At 57.3% G+C, this 24483-nt stretch carries 24 protein-coding genes; 18 read left to right on the top strand and 6 right to left on the bottom strand.

The genetic code is table 11. The features are described from left to right. Positions 1-419 precede the first annotated feature (419 nt). The 7 genes from ABJH13_RS03775 to ABJH13_RS03745 all read left to right on the top strand — a co-directional run bounded on the left by ABJH13_RS03775 (position 420) and on the right by ABJH13_RS03745 (position 6516). A complete protein-coding gene (locus tag ABJH13_RS03775; protein ID WP_348404886.1) occupies positions 420-1367 on the top strand; it encodes an ABC transporter permease in 948 nt (315 codons plus the stop codon). Further along, positions 1364-2179 carry an ABC transporter permease gene (locus tag ABJH13_RS03770; RefSeq protein WP_348404885.1) on the top strand — a complete coding sequence of 272 codons (816 nt, stop codon included), beginning with the start codon at positions 1364-1366 and terminating at the stop codon, positions 2177-2179. The genes ABJH13_RS03775 and ABJH13_RS03770 overlap by 4 nt, the downstream gene beginning before the upstream one ends. Then, on the top strand, positions 2176-3804 hold the full coding sequence (locus ABJH13_RS03765; protein ID WP_348404884.1) for a dipeptide ABC transporter ATP-binding protein: 1629 nt from the start codon (positions 2176-2178) through the stop codon (positions 3802-3804). Before ABJH13_RS03770 ends, ABJH13_RS03765 begins: the two co-directional genes overlap by 4 nt. After that, positions 3804-4328, top strand: coding sequence for a GNAT family N-acetyltransferase (locus ABJH13_RS03760; protein ID WP_348404883.1), 525 nt, complete (start codon positions 3804-3806; stop codon positions 4326-4328). Before ABJH13_RS03765 ends, ABJH13_RS03760 begins: the two co-directional genes overlap by 1 nt. A 10-nt stretch (positions 4329-4338) precedes the next feature. Beyond that, positions 4339-5085, top strand: a complete 747-nt coding sequence (locus tag ABJH13_RS03755; protein ID WP_348404882.1) for an SDR family oxidoreductase — start codon at positions 4339-4341, stop codon at positions 5083-5085. After that, positions 5082-5432, top strand: a complete 351-nt coding sequence (locus ABJH13_RS03750) for a cupin domain-containing protein (protein ID WP_348404881.1) — start codon at positions 5082-5084, stop codon at positions 5430-5432. The genes ABJH13_RS03755 and ABJH13_RS03750 overlap by 4 nt, the downstream gene beginning before the upstream one ends. 79 nt (positions 5433-5511) lie before the next feature. Continuing rightward, positions 5512-6516: a P1 family peptidase gene (locus ABJH13_RS03745; protein WP_348404880.1), complete on the top strand. Its 1005-nt coding sequence runs from the start codon at positions 5512-5514 to the stop codon at positions 6514-6516. A 14-nt stretch (positions 6517-6530) separates the two neighbouring features. Here ABJH13_RS03745 and ABJH13_RS03740 read toward each other — a convergent pair whose 3' ends face one another. Next, positions 6531-7439, bottom strand: a complete 909-nt coding sequence (locus ABJH13_RS03740) for a LysR substrate-binding domain-containing protein (protein WP_348404879.1) — start codon at positions 7437-7439, stop codon at positions 6531-6533. A 330-nt stretch (positions 7440-7769) separates the two neighbouring features. Between ABJH13_RS03740 and ABJH13_RS03735 the strand changes: the two genes are divergently transcribed. Further along, positions 7770-9146 (top strand): VOC family protein, encoded by a 1377-nt coding sequence (locus tag ABJH13_RS03735; protein ID WP_348404878.1) that lies wholly within the window; start codon positions 7770-7772, stop codon positions 9144-9146. Beyond that, positions 9143-10501, top strand: a complete 1359-nt coding sequence (locus tag ABJH13_RS03730; RefSeq protein ID WP_348404877.1) for an FAD-binding oxidoreductase — start codon at positions 9143-9145, stop codon at positions 10499-10501. Before ABJH13_RS03735 ends, ABJH13_RS03730 begins: the two co-directional genes overlap by 4 nt. Positions 10502-10519: 18 nt before the next feature. Here ABJH13_RS03730 and ABJH13_RS03725 read toward each other — a convergent pair whose 3' ends face one another. After that, complete coding sequence (locus tag ABJH13_RS03725) at positions 10520-11230, bottom strand: DUF3047 domain-containing protein (protein ID WP_348404876.1); 711 nt, start codon at positions 11228-11230, stop codon at positions 10520-10522. A gap of 9 nt (positions 11231-11239) precedes the next feature. Beyond that, a complete protein-coding gene (locus tag ABJH13_RS03720) occupies positions 11240-11668 on the bottom strand; it encodes a hypothetical protein (RefSeq protein WP_348404875.1) in 429 nt (142 codons plus the stop codon). Between the two features lie 273 nt (positions 11669-11941). Here ABJH13_RS03720 and ABJH13_RS03715 point away from each other — a divergent pair, with 273 nt between their 5' ends. The 3 genes from ABJH13_RS03715 to ABJH13_RS03705 all read left to right on the top strand — a co-directional run bounded on the left by ABJH13_RS03715 (position 11942) and on the right by ABJH13_RS03705 (position 15909). Then, the gene (locus ABJH13_RS03715; RefSeq protein ID WP_348404874.1) at positions 11942-13039 is read left to right on the top strand and encodes an FAD-dependent oxidoreductase; all 1098 of its coding nucleotides are present in this window, start codon (positions 11942-11944) and stop codon (positions 13037-13039) included. Positions 13040-13150: 111 nt separating this feature from the next. Beyond that, positions 13151-14107 (top strand): TAXI family TRAP transporter solute-binding subunit, encoded by a 957-nt coding sequence (locus ABJH13_RS03710; RefSeq protein WP_348404873.1) that lies wholly within the window; start codon positions 13151-13153, stop codon positions 14105-14107. A 17-nt stretch (positions 14108-14124) separates the two neighbouring features. Beyond that, positions 14125-15909, top strand: coding sequence for a TRAP transporter fused permease subunit (locus tag ABJH13_RS03705; protein WP_348404872.1), 1785 nt, complete (start codon positions 14125-14127; stop codon positions 15907-15909). Between the two features lie 93 nt (positions 15910-16002). On the opposite strand, the gene ABJH13_RS03700 is transcribed toward ABJH13_RS03705, so the two are convergent. Beyond that, positions 16003-17025, bottom strand: a complete 1023-nt coding sequence (locus ABJH13_RS03700) for a hypothetical protein (RefSeq protein WP_348404871.1) — start codon at positions 17023-17025, stop codon at positions 16003-16005. Between the two features lie 440 nt (positions 17026-17465). Between ABJH13_RS03700 and ABJH13_RS03695 the strand changes: the two genes are divergently transcribed. Next, positions 17466-18254 carry an MOSC domain-containing protein gene (locus tag ABJH13_RS03695; protein ID WP_348404870.1) on the top strand — a complete coding sequence of 263 codons (789 nt, stop codon included), beginning with the start codon at positions 17466-17468 and terminating at the stop codon, positions 18252-18254. Between the two features lie 132 nt (positions 18255-18386). Here the strand turns inward: ABJH13_RS03695 and nqrM are convergent, their stop codons facing one another. Then, positions 18387-18629 carry a (Na+)-NQR maturation NqrM gene (gene nqrM / locus ABJH13_RS03690; protein WP_348404869.1) on the bottom strand — a complete coding sequence of 81 codons (243 nt, stop codon included), beginning with the start codon at positions 18627-18629 and terminating at the stop codon, positions 18387-18389. Positions 18630-18656: 27 nt separating this feature from the next. Next, complete coding sequence (locus tag ABJH13_RS03685; RefSeq protein ID WP_348404868.1) at positions 18657-19688, bottom strand: FAD:protein FMN transferase; 1032 nt, start codon at positions 19686-19688, stop codon at positions 18657-18659. Between the two features lie 172 nt (positions 19689-19860). Between ABJH13_RS03685 and ABJH13_RS03680 the strand changes: the two genes are divergently transcribed. The 5 genes from ABJH13_RS03680 to nqrE are packed head-to-tail and all read left to right on the top strand — an operon-like array spanning position 19861 to position 24474. After that, positions 19861-21204, top strand: a complete 1344-nt coding sequence (locus tag ABJH13_RS03680) for a Na(+)-translocating NADH-quinone reductase subunit A (RefSeq protein ID WP_348404867.1) — start codon at positions 19861-19863, stop codon at positions 21202-21204. A 1-nt stretch (position 21205) separates the two neighbouring features. Next, positions 21206-22405 carry an NADH:ubiquinone reductase (Na(+)-transporting) subunit B gene (locus ABJH13_RS03675; protein WP_348404866.1) on the top strand — a complete coding sequence of 400 codons (1200 nt, stop codon included), beginning with the start codon at positions 21206-21208 and terminating at the stop codon, positions 22403-22405. Then, positions 22398-23213: a Na(+)-translocating NADH-quinone reductase subunit C gene (locus tag ABJH13_RS03670; protein WP_348404865.1), complete on the top strand. Its 816-nt coding sequence runs from the start codon at positions 22398-22400 to the stop codon at positions 23211-23213. Before ABJH13_RS03675 ends, ABJH13_RS03670 begins: the two co-directional genes overlap by 8 nt. Continuing rightward, the gene (locus tag ABJH13_RS03665) at positions 23213-23866 is read left to right on the top strand and encodes an NADH:ubiquinone reductase (Na(+)-transporting) subunit D (protein ID WP_348404864.1); all 654 of its coding nucleotides are present in this window, start codon (positions 23213-23215) and stop codon (positions 23864-23866) included. Before ABJH13_RS03670 ends, ABJH13_RS03665 begins: the two co-directional genes overlap by 1 nt. Then, on the top strand, positions 23866-24474 hold the full coding sequence (gene nqrE / locus ABJH13_RS03660; RefSeq protein ID WP_348404863.1) for an NADH:ubiquinone reductase (Na(+)-transporting) subunit E: 609 nt from the start codon (positions 23866-23868) through the stop codon (positions 24472-24474). Before ABJH13_RS03665 ends, nqrE begins: the two co-directional genes overlap by 1 nt. The last annotated feature ends 9 nt before the right edge of the window (positions 24475-24483 follow it).

Raw genomic sequence — 24483 nt, 5'->3', positions numbered from 1 at the left:
AACGTACCCCATCCGCCGATTAAACGCGCACATCAGGCCGCGGAAACCCGAGAACCCCCGCACATGCCGCCCGGCTGATACCTTCAGCGGATCACGTAGGTTTCGCCTCGTGTCGATCCAACACCTCACAAAGGCGCGGTGGTTTCGCCATCTTTTATCATCCCATAAACGGCCCCGCTCCGCACGACGCAGATAGGGGCAGTGGCACGCCCAACAATTAGACGCGTGAGCATGTTGTCAAAGCTGTTTGAATTTTGAAGACTACCCACGCGGCCAACCACGCAGCGCATATCCGAAACCCACCACACCCATGCAGTAGCCCCACATCAAGACGTTTGCGCACACCAAAACGTGACACGCCGCTGTCGGGCGAAAACCGCTCTGGACCCTGCCGTGCACTGCGCCTAACGTCATATGCAATGCTGCGCTATATCCTGAAACACCTCGCCTCTTTGATCCTCAGTCTCGCGGTCGCGTCGCTGATCATCTTCGCCGTGATCGAGGTCGCCCCGGGGGATCCCGCGTCCTTTATGTTGGGAATCAACGCACAGCCCGAAACCCTAGACGCGTTGCGCCGCGACCTCGGCTTGGACGTGTCGAAAACACAACGCTATCTCAACTGGGTTACCGGCATGTTGACGGGTGATTTTGGCACATCCTACACCTACCGCACATCCGTGACGCAAATGGTCGCGGACCGCATATCGGTGTCCATTCCGCTGGCGCTATATGCCTTGCTGCTATCGATTTTCATCGCGATCCCCGCAGGGATATACGCCGCCGCCCGACGCGGCCAAGCGGGCGACGTGAGTGTTATGGCAACCACGCAACTGGGGATCGCGCTGCCTAATTTTTGGTTCGCCATGATGTTGGTGCTGGTCTTTGCGATCAATCTGCGCTGGTTTCCCGCCGGTGGATTTGCCGGGTGGGACAAAGGCCTGTTGGCCGGGCTGACATCGCTTACCCTGCCCGCGATCGCACTGGCGCTGCCGCAGGCCGCGATCCTGACCCGCGTGATGCGATCCGCACTTTTGGATGTGCTGGGCGAAGACTTCATGCGCACCGCCCGCGCCAAAGGTCTCAGCGCGCGCCAGACCCTTTGGCGCCACGGGTTGCGCAATGCAATGATCCCGGTTCTGACGATCATCGGGTTGCAGTTTTCGTTCCTCTTTGCGGGGACAATCATCATCGAACAGGTCTTTTACCTGCCTGGCCTGGGCCGCCTCATTTTCCAGTCAATCTCGGCCCGAGATCTGATCGTCGTGGAAAGCGTTGTGATGTTGGTGGTGTTTGGCGTGATCATGATCAACTTTCTGGTTGATCTCACCTACGCCATTGTCGACCCTCGCCTGAGGGCCCGCACATGACGCGCGGGCTGTGGATCGGTGCCGCGTTATCGGCGCTGTTTATCGGGCTGGCGCTGCTGTCGCTGTTCTGGACCCCGTTTGACCACGCAGCCCTCAATATTCCCGGCAAATTGCAACCGCCCGGTGGCATACATCTGCTGGGCACAGACCATCTGGGCCGCGATATCCTGAGCATGACAATGGTCGGTGCGCGCACGTCGCTGGGGGTTGCGCTGCTGGCGTTGGCGATTGGCGCCACCATTGGTGTGCCACTGGGGTTGGTCGCCGCGATGCACAAAGGCGGGTGGCTGGATGAAACGATCATGCGCGGCAATGACATCATATTTGCCTTTCCGCTGCTGGTCATGGCGATCCTGATCACCGCCGTTTTGGGGCCATCCGCGACCAACGCGATCATCGCGTTTGGCATCTTTAATATCCCGGTTTTTGCCCGCGTCACCCGTGGCGGCGCCCTGCCCCTGTGGGAACGCGACTTTATTTTGGCGGCGCGCGTAGCGGGCAAAACCCGCGCGCATATTTCAGCCGAACATATCCTACCCAACCTGCTGAACTTATTGATCGTACAAGGAACTATCCAATTTGCCTTAGGCATTCAGGTCGAAGCCGCGCTAAGTTTCGTCGGTCTCGGCGTGCAGCCCCCGACCCCGTCGTTGGGCCGTATGTTAGCCGATGCTCAGACCTTGGTGACCCTTGCCCCGCATCTGGCCATCGTGCCGGGGATGGCAATTATTGGCATCGTTATGGGGTTGAACCTACTGGGCGACGGGCTGCGCGATGCGCTTGACCCACGGCTACAAAGGCCGCGCACATGAGCCTGCTGCAGATCGAAGCGCTATCGCTCAAAATAGGCGAGGCACCTATCTTAAAAGACGTCTCGCTTTCGCTGAACGCTGGCGAAATTCTGGCCATCACAGGGGAGAGCGGATCCGGAAAATCGATGACCGCGTTGGCTATCATGCAGCTGTTGCCACACCGCGCGCAGACCACCGGCGCGGTGCACTTTGACGGCACCGACCTCACCACCTTGCCAGAACCGCAGCTCTGCGGCCTGCGCGGCAATGACATCGGGATGGTGTTCCAAGAACCCATGACCGCGCTGAATCCCGTGCACAGCATCGGCCGGCAGGTCGCCGAAACCATCCGCCTCCATAGCGGTGCGGCCAACGCCGCAGCCCAAGCCCGCGATATTTTGGACCGTGTAGGCCTGCCCGCTGACCAGTTCCCACCGGGTCGCTTTGCGCATGAATTGTCCGGCGGGCAACGCCAGCGTGTGGTGATCGCGATGGCCATCGCACAACGCCCAAAATTGCTGATCGCGGATGAACCCACAACGGCGTTGGATGTCACGACGCAGGCGCAGATCCTCGATTTGCTCAAAGGGTTGGTGCAAGATTTCGGCATGGGGTTGTTGATGATCACCCATGACCTCGCTGTGGTCGCCAATATGGCTGACCGAATTGCCGTAATGCGCCACGGTGAGATTGTCGAAACCGGGCCCACCGGTGATGTGCTGCGCGCCCAAAAGCACCCCTACACACGGCAGCTTTTTGAGGCATCCAACCACCGCGTTGATCTGCCCGTCGCGCCCATGACCGTGCCCTTGCTTGAGGTCACGGACCTGCATCGCAGCTACCGCCTGCCCCGCCGCGCGCTCTTTACGCCACCCGACCAGTTTGAGGCTGTCAAAGGTGTTAGTTTTACGTTGATGCGCGGCGAACGGTTGGGGCTGGTGGGCGAAAGCGGTTGTGGCAAATCCACCCTGACCCGCGCGATCCTTGGTCTCGAAGATCCCCAATCAGGCACGATCACATTAGATGGGGCACCGGTGTCAACCCAAGGCAAACCGAACTTTGATGTACGCCGCCGTATGCAAGTGGTGTTTCAGGACCCGTTCGGCAGTTTCAACCCCCGCCACAGGGTCGCCCGGCTGATCGCGGAGCCGTTTCATCTGTTGCCCGACCCGCCCCAAGGCGCCGCCCGCAGCACCGCCATTGCCACCGCGTTGACGTCCGTTGGCCTGCTCCCCCAAGACGCGACGCGGTATATCCACGAATTTTCGGGCGGCCAACGTCAACGCATCGCCATCGCGCGTGCGCTGATCATCAAGCCCGACCTGATCGTCTTTGACGAGGCCGTCTCGGCGTTGGATGTGTCGGTGCGTGCACAAATTTTGGATCTCATCGCAGAGCTGTGCCGCACCCATGGGTTGACGTATCTCTTTGTGTCACATGACCTAAGCGTGGTACGATCTGTCACCGACCGCGTGATGGTCATGCAAGCCGGCGAAATCGTCGAAACGGGCCCAACCGAGGCAATCTTTACCAAGCCTCAACACACATACACCAAAAGGCTTATCAAGGCCGCGCCTCAGCTGCCTGATCCAAGGACACCGCATCCTGATGCAACCTGCAGTGAACATTCCGTCGATGAGGCCTGATGATGGCCAAAACTAACATGTTCAACACGCATGCCCCCCGGCTGGTCCCCATCACCCAGGCCAAACACGCCGAAGATGCGCTGGATCTGGCCGAACGTGCCGCCGATTACGTCACGCTCGAGGTCGGGCACGCGCCCAATATGGATTTCATCGACGGGTTTTTTACCGCGGCACCTCCCGGCTTGGGCACGGATGATCTGCTGCATTTCGCGGTGATGGATGGCCCTGCCTTTATCGGGATCATCTGCATCGCCGAAGGCTATGAGCTGGCCAAAGACTGGTGGATCGGTTTGGTATTGATGGACCCGGCGTATCGCGAGCGTGGCATTGGCCACAAGGTGATCAATTCGATCAAAAATCGCGCCCGCACGGCCGGTATCGAGGCGCTCAAATTATCTGTGCTGGAGGTTAACACCCGCGCCACGCTATTCTGGACCCGTGAAGGCTTTGTGCCCCATCGATATGCGCCCGCAACGCCAGACAGCGACGGCCATAACCGGTGGGTTCTCAAACACGACCTATAGGGAGAGCAGAATGCGACTGACAAGAAAGACCGCCATCGTCACAGGCGGCGGATCAGGCTTTGGCGCGGGCATCGTGCGCAAATTCGCCGCAGAAGGCGCGCGCGTGATCGTCGCCGACATCAATGTCGCCGCGGCGCAAGAAGTGTGCGAACAAATAGGCGACACTGCGATAGCCTGCATGGTTGATGTGGCGGATGCTGCATCAGTTAACCACATGGCCCAGACGGCCCTCGACACATGGGGCCAGGTCGATATCTTGGTCAACAATGCGGGCATCACGCACCTGCCCACAGCCCTTGAAGACGTGACCGAAGATGAATTCGACAGGGTCTTTGCCGTCAATGCAAAATCGGTCTATCTGACCGCGCGCGCGCTGGTGCCACACATGAAATCGCGTGCCACAGGTGCTATTCTCAACATTGCGTCGACGGCCGGGGTCAGCCCGCGCCCTCGCCTGAACTGGTACAACGCCTCAAAGGGCTGGATGATCACGGCAACCCAAGCGATGGCGGTTGAATTGGCGCCTAACGGGGTTCGTGTAAATGCGCTTAACCCGGTGGCGGGCGACACGCCCTTGCTCAAATCCTTCATGGGCGAAGACACACCGGAAATCCGCGCTAAATTCCTGTCCACCATCCCATTGGGCCGGTTTTCAACGCCACAAGACATGGGCAACGCCGCTTGCTTTTTATGCTCTGATGAGGCCTCAATGATCACCGGTGTCGCAATGGAAGTCGACGGAGGCCGCTGCATATGAAACCCATCAACCTCGCCAATAAACTGGATCAATTCACCACCCACTGGGACCCTCACGTGGTCGCCGACTACAATGAAAACGACGTAATGGTCGTTCGGTTTCAGGGCGCATTTCCCTATCACCTGCACGAAGATACCGATGATTTCTTTTTGGTGCTAGATGGCGAAATGATCATGGATATCGACGACACCGCACATCCCGTCAAAACCGGCGAGCTTTTCGTCGTGCCCAAAGGCGTCACCCACCGGCCCCGCGCCGATCATGAATGCAAGGTCTTGCTGATCGAACCCAAAGGCGTGCCCAACACCGGCGACCCTGCAACCGCCGCCGCGAAACCGCGCATATGATCTGGCACCCCGCACCCGGCTACGCCGCCCAAATCACAAATGTCATGCGCACGCAGTGCGCGCCTTTGACCAACAGCATATGAGACCCGGCCCCCTCAATCTGATCACCGATGTTGCAGGCCTTTATGTGGGCAATGCTCAGGACGATACCCTGAAATCTGGCACAACGGTCGTCACCGCCGACCGGCCGTTCATGGCGTCTGTGCATGTGATGGGGGGCGCCCCCGGCACCCGCGAAACTGATTTGCTGGCACCGGACAAAACCATCGGCAATATCGACGCCTTGGTGCTGTCGGGCGGGTCGGCGTTTGGGTTGGATGCCTGTTCTGGCGTCGTTGACAGGCTGCACGCTGCGGGGCGTGGCTACCGCGTGGGCCGGGCCGTTGTCCCCATCGTACCCGGTGCCATTCTGTTTGACCTGCTCAATGGCGGTGACAAAAATTGGGGCAGCAACCCTTATGCTGCCCTTGGCCGCACGGCTTACGATGCGGCATCGCAGCACTTCACGCTCGGGTCTGTCGGCGCCGGTACCGGCGCGCTCACCGCGATGCTCAAGGGTGGGCTTGGGTCGGCGTCGTTGGTGCTCCGGGATGGGGCGACGGTTGGGGCGTTGGTTGCCACCAACCCTATCGGATCCGTAACAACGCCCGGCAACCGCCATTTCTATGCGGCCCCCTTTGAAATTGACAATGAATTCGGCGGCTTGGGGCCTGACCCTGCATCTGGTTTGGGCCGCGACCTTAGCAGCGACAAACATAAAGCTATGTTGGACCACGCCAACACAACCATCGCAATTGTGGCCACCGATGCCCCGTTGACCAAACCACAATGCCACCGAATGGCCGTTGCGGCACATGACGGGATCGCGCGCGCCTGTGTGCCCGCCCATGCACCGGGGGACGGCGATCTGGTTTTTGGGCTGTCGACCGGCGTGCAATCTGATGCGGACCCAAGACGAGATCTCACCCTGATCGGTCACGCCGCTGCGCTGTGCCTCAGCCGGGCCATCGCGCGCGCCGTATTTGCCGCACGCCCTGCCCCCAACGATATCCTGCCGTGCTGGGCCACGATCAACGCACAGTAAACACGATTGCAGCCCTATGGTTCCAATTGGTCTTGAGGGTGGCAAAACCCTCTCATCCAGTCGCAAAACAACACGCTGGGTTGATAGTCAGGGGCGTCTTTGGGCCACACAAAGAAATAGCTGCCAATGCTGACCTCTTTCATCGACCCCAGCTCGACCAATTGACCCTCGCGAAGCTCGCGTTCGATAAGATATGTCGGCGCCAAAGCCACACCCATACCATGGATCGCCGCCTGGATCATCGACGCGAATTGATCAAACAACATCCCGACCTGCGGCGACACGGCGCTACCGTTCAACGCAGCCCATCGCGCCCACCCATTGGGCCGCGTATCAAGGTGCAAAAGCGGCAGCGCGAAAATATCTTCGACATGTGCGGACGACAATTTTGCACCCATTTTCGGCGCAGCGACAGGCACAACAAACTCCGTCATCAGTTTGAGAAAATGAACATCAGGCCAGTTTTGCTCTCCGAAGTGGATCGCCCCGTGGAAGGGTTCTTTGGAAAAATCGAACGGCCGCAGCACCGTATTGAGGTTCACCGTGACCTCCGGGTGTTTTTCAACAAAATCCGGCAGCTTTGGCGCCAGCCACCTGACACCAAACGCTGGCAGCATCGCGATGTTCAGTTGCCCGCCCTTGGGGTTCGCCTTGAGCCGTAAGCTCGCCGTCCCGATTTTGTCCAATGCAGCACGGACTTCGGCGCAATAGTCTTGCGCGGCAGGTGTCAGGCGTATCGCTTTTTTCTCACGCACAAAGAGCGATGTCTGCAAATAATCTTCAAGAACCTTTAGCTGGCGGCTCACAGCACTTTGGGACACGCCCAGCTCCCGCCCGGTTTCTGTGACACTTCCCGTTCGCTCAAAGGATTCGAGCGCGCGCAGGGCAGAGGTCGGAGGTAAGAAACGTTTTGGGTGCGGCATAGGTATGACTTTATTGCATGAGGTATGTGGTATTTATGTTTCTCATAAAGGCAGTAGAAATGCCAAAGAAGGGTCAATACCGGTTAGGTTTCATCGCGAATGCAGGGAATAGCAAAATAAATACCGGAATTCTCTCATCTATGCCTGTATGGCCTGCTAGGAAACAGGCATAGATGCGCCACCCTGAGCATGATTATTTGGCATTCACCCGGCGCTCTATCAAACACCGGCCTGTGTCTAAGATGAAAAGTTTGTATTTCAAAACCGGGACAACCCTGACCGACCCGACGTATCACCGCACCGCGCGGCACAATGGAGACCAAGATAAACATGTCGTTTAAGACCCCCAATCACATTCGCGCAGAGTTCTCCGCCGCCATGTCGGCTATGTACCGCACCGAAGTGCCCGCCTACGGGACGTTGATGCAGATCGTTGGGCAGATCAACGACGAGACACTGGGCAGCGATGTCGCACAATCCCTAAACCTGACCCCGGAAGAAGATACAGATCGCATCAGCCAAGAACGCCACGGGGCAATCCGTTTGGGCACGGCCGCAGAGCTTGCGATGATCCGCCGCGTTTTTGCGGTGATGGGCATGTTCCCCGTGGGCTATTATGATTTGTCGGTCGCGTCTGTTCCGGTGCATTCAACCGCGTTTCGCCCCATCGCGCGCGACGATCTGGCGCACAATCCGTTTCGCGTTTTCACATCGCTTTTGCGGACCGAACTTATTGAAGATGACGCGTTGCGCGCAAAAGCCGAAACAGCTCTCACCGCGCGGTCGATCTTTACGCCTACTGCTATCGCGCTGACCACCAAGGCCGAAGATCAGGGCGGGCTATGCGATGAAGACGCCGATGACTTTGTCGCGCAGGTTTTGGAAACATTTCGTTGGCATCCAGATGCCCGCGTTGACGCGCATGTCTTTGATGAATTGATCGCGGCCCACCGCTTGATTGCCGATGTCGTGTCGTTCAAGGGCCCGCACATCAATCACCTAACCCCCCGCACGCTTGACATTGATGCCGCCCAAACCGCCATGGCGGACCGCGGCCTGCCTGCGAAAGCTGTCGTCGAAGGCCCCCCGCGTCGCAAATGCCCGATTTTATTGCGTCAAACCGCATTCAAAGCCTTGGACGAGGCGGTGCGTTTCCCCGATGGCGCAGGCGGTTGGGTCGAAGGTCAGCACACGGCGCGGTTCGGTGAAATCGAACAACGCGGCGTCGCACTCACGGTCAAAGGCAGGGCGCTTTATGATGATCTGCTGGCGCGGGTGCGGGCAGATATCCTACCGGCGGCGGACGGCTCTAACACCGCCGCATATTGCGCCGCGCTAGATCAGGTCTTTGAGGCATTCCCAGACGATTGGCGCGAAATGCACGATCAGGGTCTGGCCTACTTCAAATACGGGATCGGTGGTTTATCCAATGTCAAAGGCGACACAGCGGCCCTGTTGGACAAGGGTATTTTGACGCTAAGCCCCATCATATATGAAGATTTCCTGCCCGTCAGTGCCGCCGGGATCTTTCAATCGAACCTTGGTGACGAAGCGCGCGACACTGCACAAACGGCCTCGCAACGGGACACATTTGAGGCCGCCCTTGGTGCACCGGTGGCGGACGAATTCGACCTGTATCAAGCCACACAAGACGCGTCGCTCAAGGCCTGTCTTGCACAGCTACAAACCGCGGGCTCCGTGGCATGACCCTCGACCCCCCTGCGGGCATCCGCACAATCACCGACCCACGCGACATGGCCGGCTATCTGCAAGGCGTGCGCGGCGAATGCGCGCAAAGCCCGTTTGTGGTGATGCCGACGACCACCAAAGAGGTCGCCGACTGTGTCCGGCACTTGGCCGCGCATAACATGCCCTTTGTGGCACAATCGGCCAACACCGGCCTTGTCGGGGCGTCTGTCCCAGACGCCACGGGGCACCAAGCCGTCCTGAGCCTTTCGAAACTGCGCGACGTCTTTGATCTGGATCTGGCGAACCGGTCGTTGCGTGTCAGCGCGGGGTTTCGGCTGTCTGAAATCAATGCCCGACTTTCACAGCATGGGTTGTTTTTCCCGATTGATCTGGGGTCTGACCCGATGATCGGCGGGATGGTCGCGACAAACACCGGCGGCGGGCGGTTTGTGCGCTACGGGGACGTGCGCCGCAATGTGCTGGGGCTGACGGTGGTGCTGAAATCATCAGATGCCGAAATTCTGCACCTCGGGTCGGCGGTGCGCAAAAACAACACTGGGCCCGATTGGAAACAAAACTACATCGGCACGTCGGGCTGGTTTGGGGTGGTCACGCAAGCCATCATCAACCTAGAACCCGTCGTGCAAGAGCAAGCCGCAGCGATCGTTGTCCCCAGCAATGATGCGGCGATGTTGCGCCTGCTGCAACATCTTGAAACGCGCGTGGGCAGCCTGTTATCCGCGTTTGAATTCATGTCGCGCGCGGCGATGTCCCATGCGTTTGCCCATGCCCCTGCGTTGTCTAACCCGTTTGCGGGCGGTGATATTCCACAAACCGCAGTGCTGGTTGAATTGTCGCGCGCGACCACCGGGGCGCCTTGGGATACCCCCTTGGACGAGGTGCTTCAATCTGTGTTGGCCGAAGCATGGGAACTTCAAGGCGCGCCGATCCAAGACGCCCTGTTCGGACGCCCCGAAGAAATTTGGGCCCTGCGCCATGCGTTGTCAGAGGGCGTGAAATCAGCCGGGCCTTTGATCGCCTTCGATCTGGGGTTCACCCGCGACAAGGTGATCGCCTTTCGTGGCGCTATGGCCCCACGCCTTGCAGCCAAATTCCCGCATATCGAAATCTGCGATTTCGGGCACCTTGGCGACGGGGGGCTGCATTTTAACCTGGTCAAAACGGATGGGCCAAACACCCCCGCCTTTGAGACCGAACTGCGTGATTTTGTTGTCGCTGCGGCGGTTCAGGAATTTGGCGGATCTTACAGCGCCGAACACGGGATTGGCCCCAAAAACATCAAATATTTCCGGCAATTCACCGAGATGTCACCCCAAACCCGCCGTGCCCAAGCCTTGAAGTTTCAAGAATAGATGCCCGAACGCCCCGCCCTAATTTGATGGCGCTGACAGGGTGATATCTTTGAAAAACCCATCGCTGCGCGCGCCGGTGTTGTCGCTGTCGCAAAAGAACCCCAGTACATCCAAGCGCGGCGTCCCTGTGCCCCCGATATCACGGAACAGCGTTCTTAGATCGACCGTTTGATCATGCCAAACATCAACAGCTGCGTCGCGATCATTGGCGACCAGATGATAGAAGCTGCCTATGATTTTATAGTCGCCGGCGGCGTATTTTGTATTGCTCCAGATGATCTCGCTGCCCCATGTTTCGCCGGTTTCATTCACGAAACGCAGAAAGAACCGCAACGGATGGTCATCACCGGCCTCGGTGCTTTCATCCAGCGCTGTTTCGATAGGCTCGGTGACTTTCCAGGTCCACGACAGGATCGGCAGATCGCTGAGTGCGATATCAGTGTCACGTGCCAAAATCGAAGCGCTGTTATTTGTTGTACATCGCAGCATGCGTGCACCACCGTCTTCGGTGGTTTGATATTGGGTGGGTGTGACCCGGAAAAACCGCCGTTCTTTCCAGCCATTACCAAGGGCGTTTGTTTGCAAATCATCCAACAGCGCAACAGGCCCGGACGTACCCACAAGAGGCGCACCGGTCTCCCAAAACGGTGGGCGCAGTGTTTGATAGCCCGCAACACCCGCACCCAAAACCACAATGCTGCCTGCCAGTTTCAACAATTTATGACGCATCGTTGCCCCCTAATTCGCAGCTTGGCTGCGCGATTTGCGCCACCCGTCGACCGAATAGATATCATAGTCGCGCAGCAAAAATAGCGCGACAACAGAGCCCAACGCAGGCACCGCTGCCCACATCAGGTTGTTTGGATATTGGGTGTAGTTCATCAGGCTCGGGATCGACCCGACAACCCCTGCGGCCTGCATAAGCCCCATCACCGCGTAGCTATAGGTCCGCATGAACCCCACGGCAAAAGCCACAACAATCGCTACTTGAACAAGACCAACGGCCCACGCCATTCCCTGCGAGATAAACGCAAGCCCATAGGCATTTTGAAAGACGTTTTCGAACCATTCTGGCCGCAAAAATTTAAGCGACGTCCACGCACCAAAGAACGCCGCGATGCTCAGGCGCATGATAAGAAGGGAAAAAGACAGTTTGGTTTCGGGCATTTTGTGTATCACTTTTGAGGGGTGCGCAATGTCTGCAGCCTAGGGTGCGTCACGTTTGAGGCGGGCGCGCGACCTGCCCGGAGCGCATATAATCACACTTAAACCCGCATTGCGATACACAGCCACGTGACGTGTATGTCATTGTGCGCCACCTAAAACACGGGCGCATTTTACGACACTCTCCTCAAATTTCGTTGATCTGCGCCAAGACAGGTGGGGTCCGCGACCTGCATGGGCTAGGTTGCCCCAGTATCGCCCGCCACCGGAGCCCCCATGACCCAACGCCCCACCAAATCAATCGTTCTTATCGGCGGTGGCCACACCCATGCGTTGGTGTTGAACGCCTTGAAAACCGCGCCCATCACAGGGGCGCAGGTCACGGTGATCAATCCCGGAACAACGGCGCCCTATTCGGGCATGTTGCCGGGGTTTGTGGCCGGGCACTACACCCGCAAAGATCTCGACATAGATTTGGCCGCCTTGTCGCAAAAAGCGGGCGTGCGGTTGATAGACGGCAAGGCGATATCGTTGGATCCTGTGCGCAAGGTCGTTACGTTAGAGGATGGGCAAGAGTTGCCGTATGATCTGGCGTCGGTTGATGTTGGGATCACATCGCGGATGAACGTCTTGGCAGGGTTTCAACAGCACGGCATCCCCGCAAAACCGCTCGATGTTTTTTCGCGACGTTGGGATACGTTTCGTGCGGCAGAGGGTGCGAAAGATGTCGTGGTCATTGGTGGCGGCATCGCCGGGGCCGAGCTTGCGATGGCTATGGCGTTTGCCCTGAAAACACATGGCAACGACGCGTCGGTCAAGCTGTTGGATCGGGGCCAGATCTTATCTGCAAACAGCCCTCAGACGCAAAATCGGTTGCGCCGCGAATTGCCCGCGAACGGTGTGAAAATCCATGAAAACGTCGACGTCGTTGAGGTCACAGCGCAGGGCGTGACCCTCGCAGATGGCACGCGCATTGCCGCCAATTTGGTGGTCGGGGCCGCCGGCGCCACCCCACACGCATGGATCGCGCAGACCGGTTTGAAACTGCACAGCGGGTTTATCGAGATCAACCCATCGCTGGAAACCAGCGCGCCGGGGGTGTTCGCGGTGGGCGATTGCGCACATATGACGTTTGACCCCCGTCCAAAAGCAGGCGTTTACGCCGTGCGCCAAGCCCCGACCTTGTTGCAAAACCTGCGCAACGCGGTGGCCGGTGACCCGCTAGGCACCTACAAACCGCAGTCAGATTACCTGAAGTTGGTCTCGCTTGGGGGCAAACGGGCGTTCGGCGAGAAAAAGAGCTGGGGCGTGGCGGGCTATTTGGTGTGGCGTGTTAAAAACCACATTGATCGCAAATTTATGAACCAGTTCTAGCGTATTCCTGCCTTTGACGGACCGCTGCGGCCAACAGTTCATTTGCGTCTTGGTGTTGCGCCGGGCCTTGTGTCACGTCACACTCCCCCTCAAGAATAGAGGGAGGAAAAGATGACTTTACTGAAAACAGCGGCCTTTGGCGCGCTTGCGACATGTGTTCTGGCGACGGCGGCGTGGTCCGACACCCGGATAACCTACAAATCGGCCAAGACCGGATCGTCATATTACCAGATGGCGGTGCAAATTTCTGAGGCGATGAAAGCAGGGTCCGAAGGCGCGATATCCGTCACGGTTGAGGAAAGCCAAGGGTCCGTGCAAAACGTCATGGAAGTGCGCGCGCGCGGTGGCGATTATGTCTTTACCACGCCTCCCGCTCTTGTCGGGTTGGCGCAGGGCGGCAAAGCGATGTTTGAAGGCAAACGCGACCCGTCTTTTGACACCATTCAGGCGTTGTTTCCTATCCCGTCGCTGACCATGCACTTTGTGATGTCAGATGCCAGCAAGACGACGAATTTCGCCCAGATGGAAGGCAAGACTGTGTTGTTGGGCAGCGGGTCCTTTGGCGCACGGGAAGGTGCGAAATACATCAAACTGTTCGGCCTGTCCGACAAGGTCACCGTGGCAGACAGCGAACTATCAAACGCGGTCAATGCGCTCAAGAATGGTCAGATCGACGGTTTCGTGACGGCGGGCTCTTATCCCGCGCCAAACGTGATCGAAGCGGCGGCATCCACAGGCGTCACGGTGCTCTCGCTCAACCCCGATCAAATCGCTCAGTCCAAACGCACCGAATTGGTCATCCCTGCGGGTACCTACGCCGGGCAAGATGACGATATTACCACCACGTCATTGCCAGTGGTCGCCTACACAACCGCCAAAATGGACGACGACACCGCCTACCAACTAACCAAAACCTACTGGGAAACAAAGTCTGACATGGTCGGCACCGCAAAATGGTGGGACGGCGTGTCACTGGATATGTTGGCCAACATCACCACACAGATCCACCCCGGTGCCGTGCGGTATTACAAGGAAATCGGCGCGACACTCAGCGACGCGCACATGTAACCGCAGCGCGTTTAGGCATGTTAACGACCAAGTTGCATATACCCGCGCGGCGGGTTTGGATCCTGTTGGGCGCGGTGACGGCTGCGTTTCATCTGGGCCTGATTTTCTACGGGCTGGTGCCAAACCTCGTTGCCCGGCCGCTGCATATGGCGTTGATATTGCCGTGGATTTTCCTGTTTTCGGGTGGCGGGGTTATCGCCCGCCTTTGGGGCGCCGTATTGACGACAATCGGCGTCCTGGCCTGTCTGTGGGTCGCGTTTCATCACCAGATGCTGCGCAATCAATACGGGTTTTTGGAAAGCGATGCACAAGTTTGGTTGGCCGTCGCGCTGTTGGTCGTGACGATGGAAGGGGCCCGGCGGTCCATTGGCTGGCCCCTGCCGTTGGTGGCGCTTGCGGCGCTTGCATACGGGGTTTTGGGGCAACATATTCCGGGCCAATTTGGCCATGCCGGGACCCCATTGCGCAGTTTTCTAGGGACGCTGACCATCGCAGAGGGTGGGCTTTGGGGCAGCCTAACAGGCGTTTCGGTCAGCATTGTTGCCGTTTTCGTGATTTTCGGCGCAGTGCTGAATGCCGGGGAAGCCGGACAGGGCTTCATGAATGTCGCCTCCGCCGCTGCGGGGCGTCTAAAGGGCGGTGCGGCCAAGGTGTCGGTGCTGTCGTCGGCGCTCTTTGGGTCAATCTCGGGATCGGCCTCGGCCAATGTGGCGTCCACCGGCGCGATCACATTGCCCGCGATGACCAAGCTGGGCTATCCAAAACGGCTCGCGGCCGCCACCGAGGCTGTCGCGTCTTCGGGTGGACAAATCATGCCACCCCTCATGGGCGCGGGCGCCTTCGTCATGGTGGAACTGACCGGCGTGCCCTATTCCCAGATCATGCTGGCCGCGCTTTTACCCGCGATCTTGTATTTCCTGACCGTCTGGCAAGGGATCAACGCTTTTGCACAGCGCTATGACTTGCAGCCCATCCCCAAAGAAAACCAACCCACGCGTCGACAAGTCCTGATCACGTCGGGGTTCTTTTTTGTGCCCTTCGCGACATTGCTTATCACGATGTTTGGCGTGGGATACACCCCTCAATATTCCGCCGCACTGGCGATTTTCGCGGCACTGGCGGTGCTGTTTATCGACATCAGCCTGCGTCCGAACCTCAGCCAAGGCCTGACCCGGCTGGCCGATGCCGCGTTAAATGCGGGCAAACAGGTGGCGATGATCGGCTCTATCATCTTGTGCGCGTCGATCATTATTGGCGTCTTGGGCATCACGGGCCTTGGGGTTAAAATCACCTCGGCAATATTGTCGGGTTCGGGGGGCGCACTGTGGCCCGCGCTGTTGCTCACGGCGCTGGCGTGTTTGTTGTTGGGCATGGAAGTGCCCACCACCGCGGCCTATGTCATCTGCGTGTCCGTTGCGGGCCCGGCCCTGATCGAACTGGGGCTCGCCCCCTTGCAAGCCCATCTTTTTGTGTTCTGGTTTGCCTTGTTGTCGACCATTACACCACCGGTTTGCGGCGCGGTCTTTATCGCGGCTGGCATGGTCCAGGAAAACTGGTTGCGGGTGGCGTTGACCGCCATGGCGTTGGGCGTTGGGCTATACATTATCCCGCTGGCCATGATCGCAAACGACGCCTTGCTGCACCTCTCAAGCGATACGGTCCCTGCCCTTATCGCCTTTGGTCTTGTGGCGCTTGGCCTCAGCGCCATTTCACACGGCCTTATCGGAAACCGCGCATGGCCTTACCGCATCGCCCTTTGTGGTATGGGCCTTGCCCTGTGCCTGTTCAGACCCGGCTTTTGACACGACCCGCAGGTTGCCACCCAAAAAGCCCGGAGAAATTGGGCCGGTGTGGCCCGGCCCAATCGATTGGCGTCATCCTATATTTAACATGCCTTAGAATTCATAGGCCAGCAGCACACCCAACGCGTTGCTGTCGACGCCGTCTTCTTGGCCAAACCGGTAGCCCACCGACCCGGTCAAACCCGGAACCAGCTCTTTTTCGACCGAAACAGTATAGAGCCGGTCAACCGGGGCCTCTTCGACATCACGGATTGCAAACACCCCGGACAAGGTGAACGCGTCAAATGCGACCGAAGACCCAAACGTCGCGATGGTCGCCGAATTGTCGGTGCCGTCAAAGGCATCGAAATAGGCGACCTCACCCAGCACTTCGATTGGCAAAGCCGTATCAAGCACTTGGTTGAGCCCAAAGACAGCACCCGTCTGGTCGTCCGCATCACCGTTGCCGGCGCCCTGACGTTGCAGGCCCGCGTTGTAGTTGGTGTTGCCGAATTCACCCGACAGCGCGACAGAGAAGGATTCGATGCCCGTTGTGTTGGACACGCCACCGCTGTTGATGTCGAGCTGCCCGCGTTCGCGGCCGAGTGAATCGCTCAGAAAGGTCCGGTCGGCTTGGAATGCTGCGACCTGAACCGTGTGATCGCCACCGGCAAATGCAAACCCGAAATCAACGGCCGCACCAACTCTTTCGGTGATTTCATAGTCTTCGGCAAAATCTACGCCGTAAATGCCGGGTGCTGCATCCCAGGCGGTCCCGAATGTTGGGTTGAATTTACCAATCGTCACGTCCGATTGGCCGACACCAAACGACAAAAACAGCTCTTCGGCAAAGAACCCGTGGTTTTCCAAAAACCGGTCGTCATCAGCGTCTGTGACAGGTTCGATCAACAGCGTCGCGTTGAGCGAGACGTTGTCGGTCAGGTGGTAGGATAGCGCCCCTTCGATGGTCAGGAAAGTATCGGTAATTTCGCTGTCGGCGTCGTCGGAATCAAAGGTGAAATCTGTTTCAATTTCAGCAGTGAAATCGGCCGAAAACCGGCTGTCTTGTGCGAAAGCAGGTGTGAGAGTGAACAACAAGGCAAGGCCTGTGCTGATGGAAAGAGAAAAGGACGGCATGTATTTCGATCTTTACGATTGAGGCGGTTACTGGACAATTCAGTCAGATGGGTGTGGGCCTAAACGGCGGGTAAACCGCAACGGGGGAGGTCCGTTGCATACCTGTTGCGCCGTTCGAACCCTGTGCCATGTCTGAACTTTCAGAGTGTAACCTTGTTGGAATGCTCGCTGGCTGGATCATGATCGGGCTGGCTCTGTATGTGCCGTCTGATCCTCGGCGCCCGGAAGATCAATGACACCTTCTTGTGAGTGCCAGAACCGTGATTATCCCGTGATACACGCACAGGTCTTTCAAACCCATCGGTCACGCGTAATTCAAACAAATGAATGATACCCGGCCACTGGAACCGATCGGGAATAGGCGGCATTATTCCCGGTAGGTTGACCTTTTTTGATATCGGCGTAGCAAGAGAAAACAAAACGTCCCAAAGGAGCAAAATGTGTCTGATACCCCCCTGACGATCAAAGAGCTGAACCGCTTTCCCGTAAAAGGCCTGTCCGCTGAGCCTCTGACCTCGGTGGATCTTGTCGCAGGTGAAGGGATGCCAGGAGACCGGCTTTTTGGCTTTGCGCGTTTCAATTCAGGTTTTGACCCCAAAGACCCGAAACCATTGCCCAAGGACCGATTTGTCGTTTTACTGAAGGTGGCCGGGTTGGCGGGGCTGCAAACCACGTTCGATGACACAACGCAGCAGCTTGAGATCGCCAGCACACAGACCCCTCAGACCTTTGACATGCGCGATCCGGCAGCCTCGGTCGCGGCTGCCCGCTTTTTGCATGAAACGTTAGGGCTTGCTGATCCAGAACCCCCCAGATTTGTGTCCTCCGCCCCGCATCGGTTTACCGATGTTTCGGTGGTTTCGCCGCAAATGATGAACGCGATTTCTGTGCTGAACCTCAATTCTGTCCGCGATCTGGAAGAACGGGTTGGCGCCGCCATCCACCCTGCGCGGTTCCGCGCGAATATCGTGATCGACGGGTTGCCGCCCTACGCCGAACTCGATGCAGTTGGTGAGGTTTTGGAATTTGGAGATGTATCGTTTCGCATTCTGTCTCGCACAAAACGTTGTGCCGCGACCGAGGTGAACCCCGAAACGGCGGAACGCGATCTGAAAATTCCTTATTTGCTCCGTAAGGAATTGGGGCACATGGATATGGGCGTTTACGTCGAAGTTGTTTCGGGTGGGACGGTGAAGACCGCGCAAAACGGGCGCATGCACCGCGACTAAGGCAAGGCTTTGCAAGATCAACAGACGCGCAGGCCTTAACGTCTGCGCGTCGTCAAAAGGCACGCCCCCATAGAGTGCAATGCAATCTAGTCGCAAATTCAGCACACAGGGCGGTCGGGTTTCGCCGCCTATCTAGGGCTGACCTTCAAGCCCCGCGCGCTCTAGCATTTTGCGGGCGCGGGGGCATGCCAGTCTTTCCCGCAGGGGGGAATCGGGGTCAATTTCCTTGTGGCAAACCAGACATTGGTCCGCGTCGCCGATCGCATTTAGCCCGCCGCAACTTCCCTTGATCCGCTTGTTCATAAAAATGACACCAAGCGCCATGCCAAGCATGATCAACATCAACATCGTGAACGTCAGAAGGAAAGTCGCCATAAGGTGCGGCCTCTTGAAGAGTTTAGTTTATGCGGTCAGACCTTCAAACGCCTCGCTTGTAAAGGTCTTGAACTGCGGGCTCGCGGCGTTTTGATCACGTTCAACGAACTGAACCGCGACATTATGGGCCGATGCGACATCAAGACCGCGTTCCCGGCCCAGAATAAGCAACGCTGTAGACCACGCATCCGCCAACATCGCATTTTCCGCCAAAACCGTCGCCGATGCCGTTTTATGCGTCACTGGGCGTCCGGTCGTCGGATCGATCAGATGCGAATACCGCTGGCCGTCTTCCTCAAAGTAATTGCGGTAGTCGCCCGATGATGCGACCCCCAGCCCCGAGACGCCAACCACACCCAACACGCCGCGGTCGCCAACGTTGGGCGTTTCAATACCCACCTGCCATGGCTGGCCATTCGGGTTACGACCCTCTGCATAAAGATCTCCACCGATTTCAACGAGGTAGTCTTCGATCCCGAGGGCCGTAAGAGCGCGCCCAATGTGGTCTGCGCCGTATCCTTTGCCGATCCCGGCAAGGTAGGCTTGTGCATCTTTGTGTGTTTTCTCAATGGTTCCCTGCCCAACCCGCAAGCTGTCGGTCAGGCCGGTGCGTGTGAGGGCCTGCGCGATATCGGCATCGTGGGGCATGGCTCGTGCGCCCGGCGCGCCGAATCCCCACAGCTCGATCAGCGGGCCTACCGTGGTATCAAACCGCCCTTCGCTGGCGTGATACACATAGGACGCGGCGTTCAAAACATCGGTCAATTCCGCAGAAACCGGCATGATCGTTCCGACTGGGCTTGCGTTAAGACGCGAGATTTCAGACCCGGCCTGCCAGTTTGACATACTGTCATTCACATTGGCCAAAGCGCTTGAAATTGCTTGCTTTACCTGCACTTCGTCAAGCGCGTTGGACGGGTCAATCGCGACAACCTTATAGGACGTCCCCATTGAAAAGCCGGAAATTTCCAAAACTTGGTTTTGCGCCTTACATGCAGCGGCAAACACCAAAGGAAACGCAAGCATTGTACGGCGTGTAAACTGTGCAGAGTTGGTCAAGGCATACCCCATAGGTTCCATTTTTTGACGTCGTAGACGAAAAATTGCGTATTCTTCAACCTCTATATGGCCATATCTCTAAAAACGCATTAGCAGGTGCCTCGACAAGAGGATGCCCGACGCCACAACACTTGTGGTCGCCCGCGCGAATTAGGAACTGAGGTCTATTTCTGTGAAGACGTTTAAGCTAACAAAAGGCTTGAATCTGCCTATAATGGGGGCGCCCCGGCCAGAAATCGGGCAGTCTGTGCCCTTAAAACGTGTGGGGATTGTTGGGGCAGACTATATCGACCTGAAACCTACTATTGTGGTGTCTGAAGGGGACGTTGTTGTCCCCGGCACGCCGGTTATGTTTGATAAAAACGTGCCACAGGCGCAGATCGTTTCGCCTATTGCGGGTAAAGTGAGCCAGATCAACCGGGGCGCCCGGCGCAAATTGATCAGCGTCGTGATCGAAGCAGATGAAACCACCGGTGATTCGGTCGATTTTTCTGATGTCGGCGATGCCACCACCCGCGAGGGTCTGGTTGAACGGCTGTGCGCCGCAGGTCTGTGGACCTCGTTTCGCACGCGCCCCTATTCCAAAGTCCCCGATCCTAGTGCCGTTCCTGCCGCGATATATGTGACCGCGCTCGATACCGAGCCATTGGCCATCGACCCCACGATTGCGATCACCCAAGATGCCGCCGCATTCAAGGCGGGGCTCAAGGCCGTCGCGGGGCTGTCGGGTGGGGCCACATATCTGTGTCAGGCCGATGCCGACCCATTGCCGGGTCACGATATTGACGGGGTCGAAGCCGTCGGGTTTTCCGGGCCGCACCCGGCCGGGCTTGCCGGCACGCACATGCATTTTCTGACGACACCCCAGTCTAATACATCCGTTTGGACGATCGGATATCAGGACGTTATCGTGATTGGCCGTTTGATGCTGACGGACAAATATGATGCCTCCTGTGTCATTGCGCTGGCTGGCCCTGCATGCCGCGACCCACGCCTCGTTCAAACCGTCGCGGGTGCCTCTATGGCTGATCTTGTGCACTCTGACTTGCCTGATGATATGCCGGTTCGCATGATTTCCGGGTCCGTGCTCAGCGGCCGGTCCGGTCAAGGCGAAGACGCCTATCTTGGCCGTTACGCACGGCAAATCACGCTAATCGAAGAAGACAAAAAACAAATCCCGATGGGATGGATCCGGCCGATGGTGTCAAAATACGCCGTGCAACCGGTTTTGGGCTCTGCCCTGTCCAAACGCGCCTTTCCTCTCAGCTCAAACCTCAATGGTGGGCGCCGGGCGATGGTGCCGTTGGGCACGTTTGAAGGCCTCATGCCGCAGGATCTATTGCCTACGCAATTGCTGCGCGCGCTTTTGGTGATGGACACCGATCAGGCGCAACGTCTTGGCGCCCTTGAACTTGACGAAGAAGATCTCGGCCTCGTCGGGTTCGCCTGTCCTGCAAAGTACGAATATGGCATGGCGCTTCGCGACTGCCTGACAAAGATTGAGAGAGAAGGATAGCATGGGTCTGCGTAATGTCTTTGACCGTGTAGAGCCGCACTTTGAAAAGGGCGGCAAGTGGGAACGCTATTTCCCGATGTACGAGATGGTCGAAAGCTTCCTGTATACGCCGAAAACGGTGACGACGGTGGCACCGCACGCGCGGTCCTACATCGATATGAAGCGGATCATGACCTATGTCGTTTTGGCAACGGTCCCGTGTATTTTGATGGCGCTTTACAACACCGGCTATCAATCGAATGTTGCGATTGCACAGTTTGGCCCGTCCGGGTGGCGCGCGTGGATCATCGAGACCGCAGGCATCGGCTTCAATGCGGCCAATCCGGTTGCGAATATGCTGCATGGGCTGCTGTATTTCCTGCCGATCTACATCACGACGCTTGTGGCGGGTGGCATCTTCGAGGTGGTATTCGCGACCGTGCGCAAACACGAAGTAAACGAAGGTTTCCTCGTATCATCAATGCTTTACGCTTTGATTTTACCTGCGACGACCCCGCTCTGGCAGGTCGCGCTTGGCATCATTTTCGGCGTGGTGATCGGCAAAGAAGTCTTTGGCGGCACCGGTAAGAACTTTCTCAACCCCGCGCTCACGGGCCGTGCGTTTTTGTATTTTGCGTATCCGGCCCAATTGTCTGGCGACAGTGTCTGGGTGCCAGTTGACGGGTACACCGGGGCAACGGCGCTGGCGGTGTCTGCGTCTGACGGGTTTCAAGCGCTCGCGGCCCGTGGGGTCACATGGTGGGACAGCTTTTTAGGGTTCGTCCCCGGTTCACTGGGCGAAACATCTACGCTCGCGGCACTTTTAGGGCTGGCGTTCTTGCTGGCCACTAAAATCGCAAACTACCGCATGGTGCTCGGGTGTCTGGGCGGGATGATCGGCTTTTCGCTTTTGCTCAACTGGATCGGGTCGGACACGAACCCCATGTTCGCCATGCCGTGGTACTGGCATCTTGTGGTCGGCGGGTACGCGTTTGGTCTGGTGTTCATGGTAACCGAACCCGTGTCCGGTTCGCACACCAATGTAGGCCGCTATATCTACGGCGCGCTGATCGGATTTATGGTTGTGATGATACGGGTGATTAACCCCGCCTTCCCCGAAGGTATGATGCTCGCGATCTTATTCGGGAATGTTTTTGCCCCGCTGATTGACCATTTTGTTGTGCAAGCCAATATCAAACGGAGGGCCAAGCGACATGTCTGACGATATCCGAGATACTGCGCCCAAAGGGGCCATTGGCCGCTTCTTAGCACTGCCAGCAGATTCCGTGCCCAAAACAATGTTTGTTGCCGTCACCTTGTGCCTATTGGCCTCGATGATTGTGTCTTCTGCGGCGGTCGCCTTGCGCCCGTTGCAACAGATCAACGCCTTGAAAGACAAGCAAATAAACATCCTGCAAGTCGCAGGTGTCTATGATGCCAACGTTCCCGTCGAAGACGCATTTGCCGCGTTTGAACCGCATGTGCTTGAACTTGAAACAGGCAGCTTCACAGACGCGTTTGACCCAACGACCTTCGATGATCGCGCCGCCGCCGAAGACCCTGCGACGTCTGTGGAACTGGACACTGACCCGGCCGGCATCGGCCGTCAGGCAAAGTTCGTCACCGTCTATCTGTTGCGCGACAGCGCGGGTGAGATCGACAAGGTCATCCTGCCGATCCACGGCTACGGGTTATGGTCGACACTATATGGTTTCATCGCTCTCGAAGAAAACGGCAACGATATCTACGGCCTGCAATTTTACGAACACGCCGAAACGCCCGGCCTAGGCGCCGAGGTCGACAACCCGCGTTGGAAAGCGCAATGGAACGGCAAGCGGTTGACCGACGACACTGGCACCTTGCAAATCAGCGTGTCAAAGACGGTGACATCCGCGGGGGGTGATTACCATATTGACGCATTGTCAGGGGCCACGCTGACGACGGTCGGGGTCGATAACCTTGTGAAATTCTGGATGGGCGAAACAGGATACGAACGGTTCCTCGCCAATCTAAAGGAGGGGAATGTTTAATGGCACACAAGCGCAGAGAAATGTTGATCGACCCGTTGGTCGACAATAACCCTATCACATTGCAAGTATTGGGTATTTGTTCGGCCTTGGCGGTGACATCGTCATTGCAGGTCGCTTTCGTCATGACATTGGCCGTGACGTTGGTAACCGCGTTTTCGTCGATGTTCATCTCGGTTATTCGCAACCATATTCCCGGATCCATTCGCATTATCGTCCAGATGGTGATCATCGCGTCACTGGTGATTTTGGTGGATCAGATGTTGAAAGCCTATGCCTTCGAGATTTCCAAAACCCTGTCGGTCTTTGTTGGGCTGATTATCACCAATTGCATCGTGATGGGCCGTGCCGAAGCCTTTGCCATGAAAAATACCCCCATCGATAGCTTTATTGACGGCATTGGTAACGGCCTTGGCTATGGGTTGATCCTGATGATGGTCGGGTTTTTCCGCGAGCTCTTTGGGTCCGGCAGCCTGTTTGGTATCACCATTTTTGAAACTGTGAACAACGGCGGATGGTATGTCCCCAACGGCATGTTGCTCTTGCCGCCATCTGCGTTCTTTATCATCGGTTTAATCATCTGGGCCTTCCGGTCGTGGAAACCGAAACAAGTCGAAGAACGTGACTACAAAATTCAAACGGTGGATGCGCACTAATGGAAGCTTATCTTGCCCTCGCGGTCAAAGCGATCTTCGTTGAGAACCTCGCACTTTCGTTCTTTTTAGGGATGTGTACGTTCATCGCCGTCTCCAAAAAAATCTCGACGGCCATTGGTTTGGGCGTTTCGGTCATGGTGGTCCAGTCGATCACCGTGCCTGCCAACAACCTGATCTTGTCTTATCTGCTGGCACCGGGTGCGCTTGCATGGGCGGGCTTTCCCGATGTGGATCTGACGTTCTTGGGCCTCATTTCCTACATCGGCGTGATCGCGGCCTTGGTGCAGATCCTAGAAATGGTGCTCGATAAATATTTTCCACCGCTCTACAATGCGCTTGGTGTGTTTTTGCCCCTGATTACAGTCAATTGCGCTATCTTGGGCGGCTCGCTCTTTATGGTGGAACGCGGATATAACTTTGGGGAAAGCGTCACCTATGGTGTCTCGTCCGGCTTTGGTTGGGCGCTCGCGATCACGGCGATGGCCGGGGTGCGCGAGAAGTTGAAATACTCCGACATCCCCGATGGTCTACAAGGGCTTGGCATCACGTTTATCACAGCCGGTCTTATGGCCATGGCGTTCATGTCGTTCTCTGGCGTGAAACTTTAAGGGGCGTTT

The sequence above is a fragment of the Roseobacter sp. genome (assembly GCF_039970775.1).
GTDB lineage: Bacteria > Pseudomonadota > Alphaproteobacteria > Rhodobacterales > Rhodobacteraceae > Roseobacter.
Note: the sequence above shows the minus strand (reverse complement) of the source record. Positions and strands in the feature narration are given on the sequence as shown.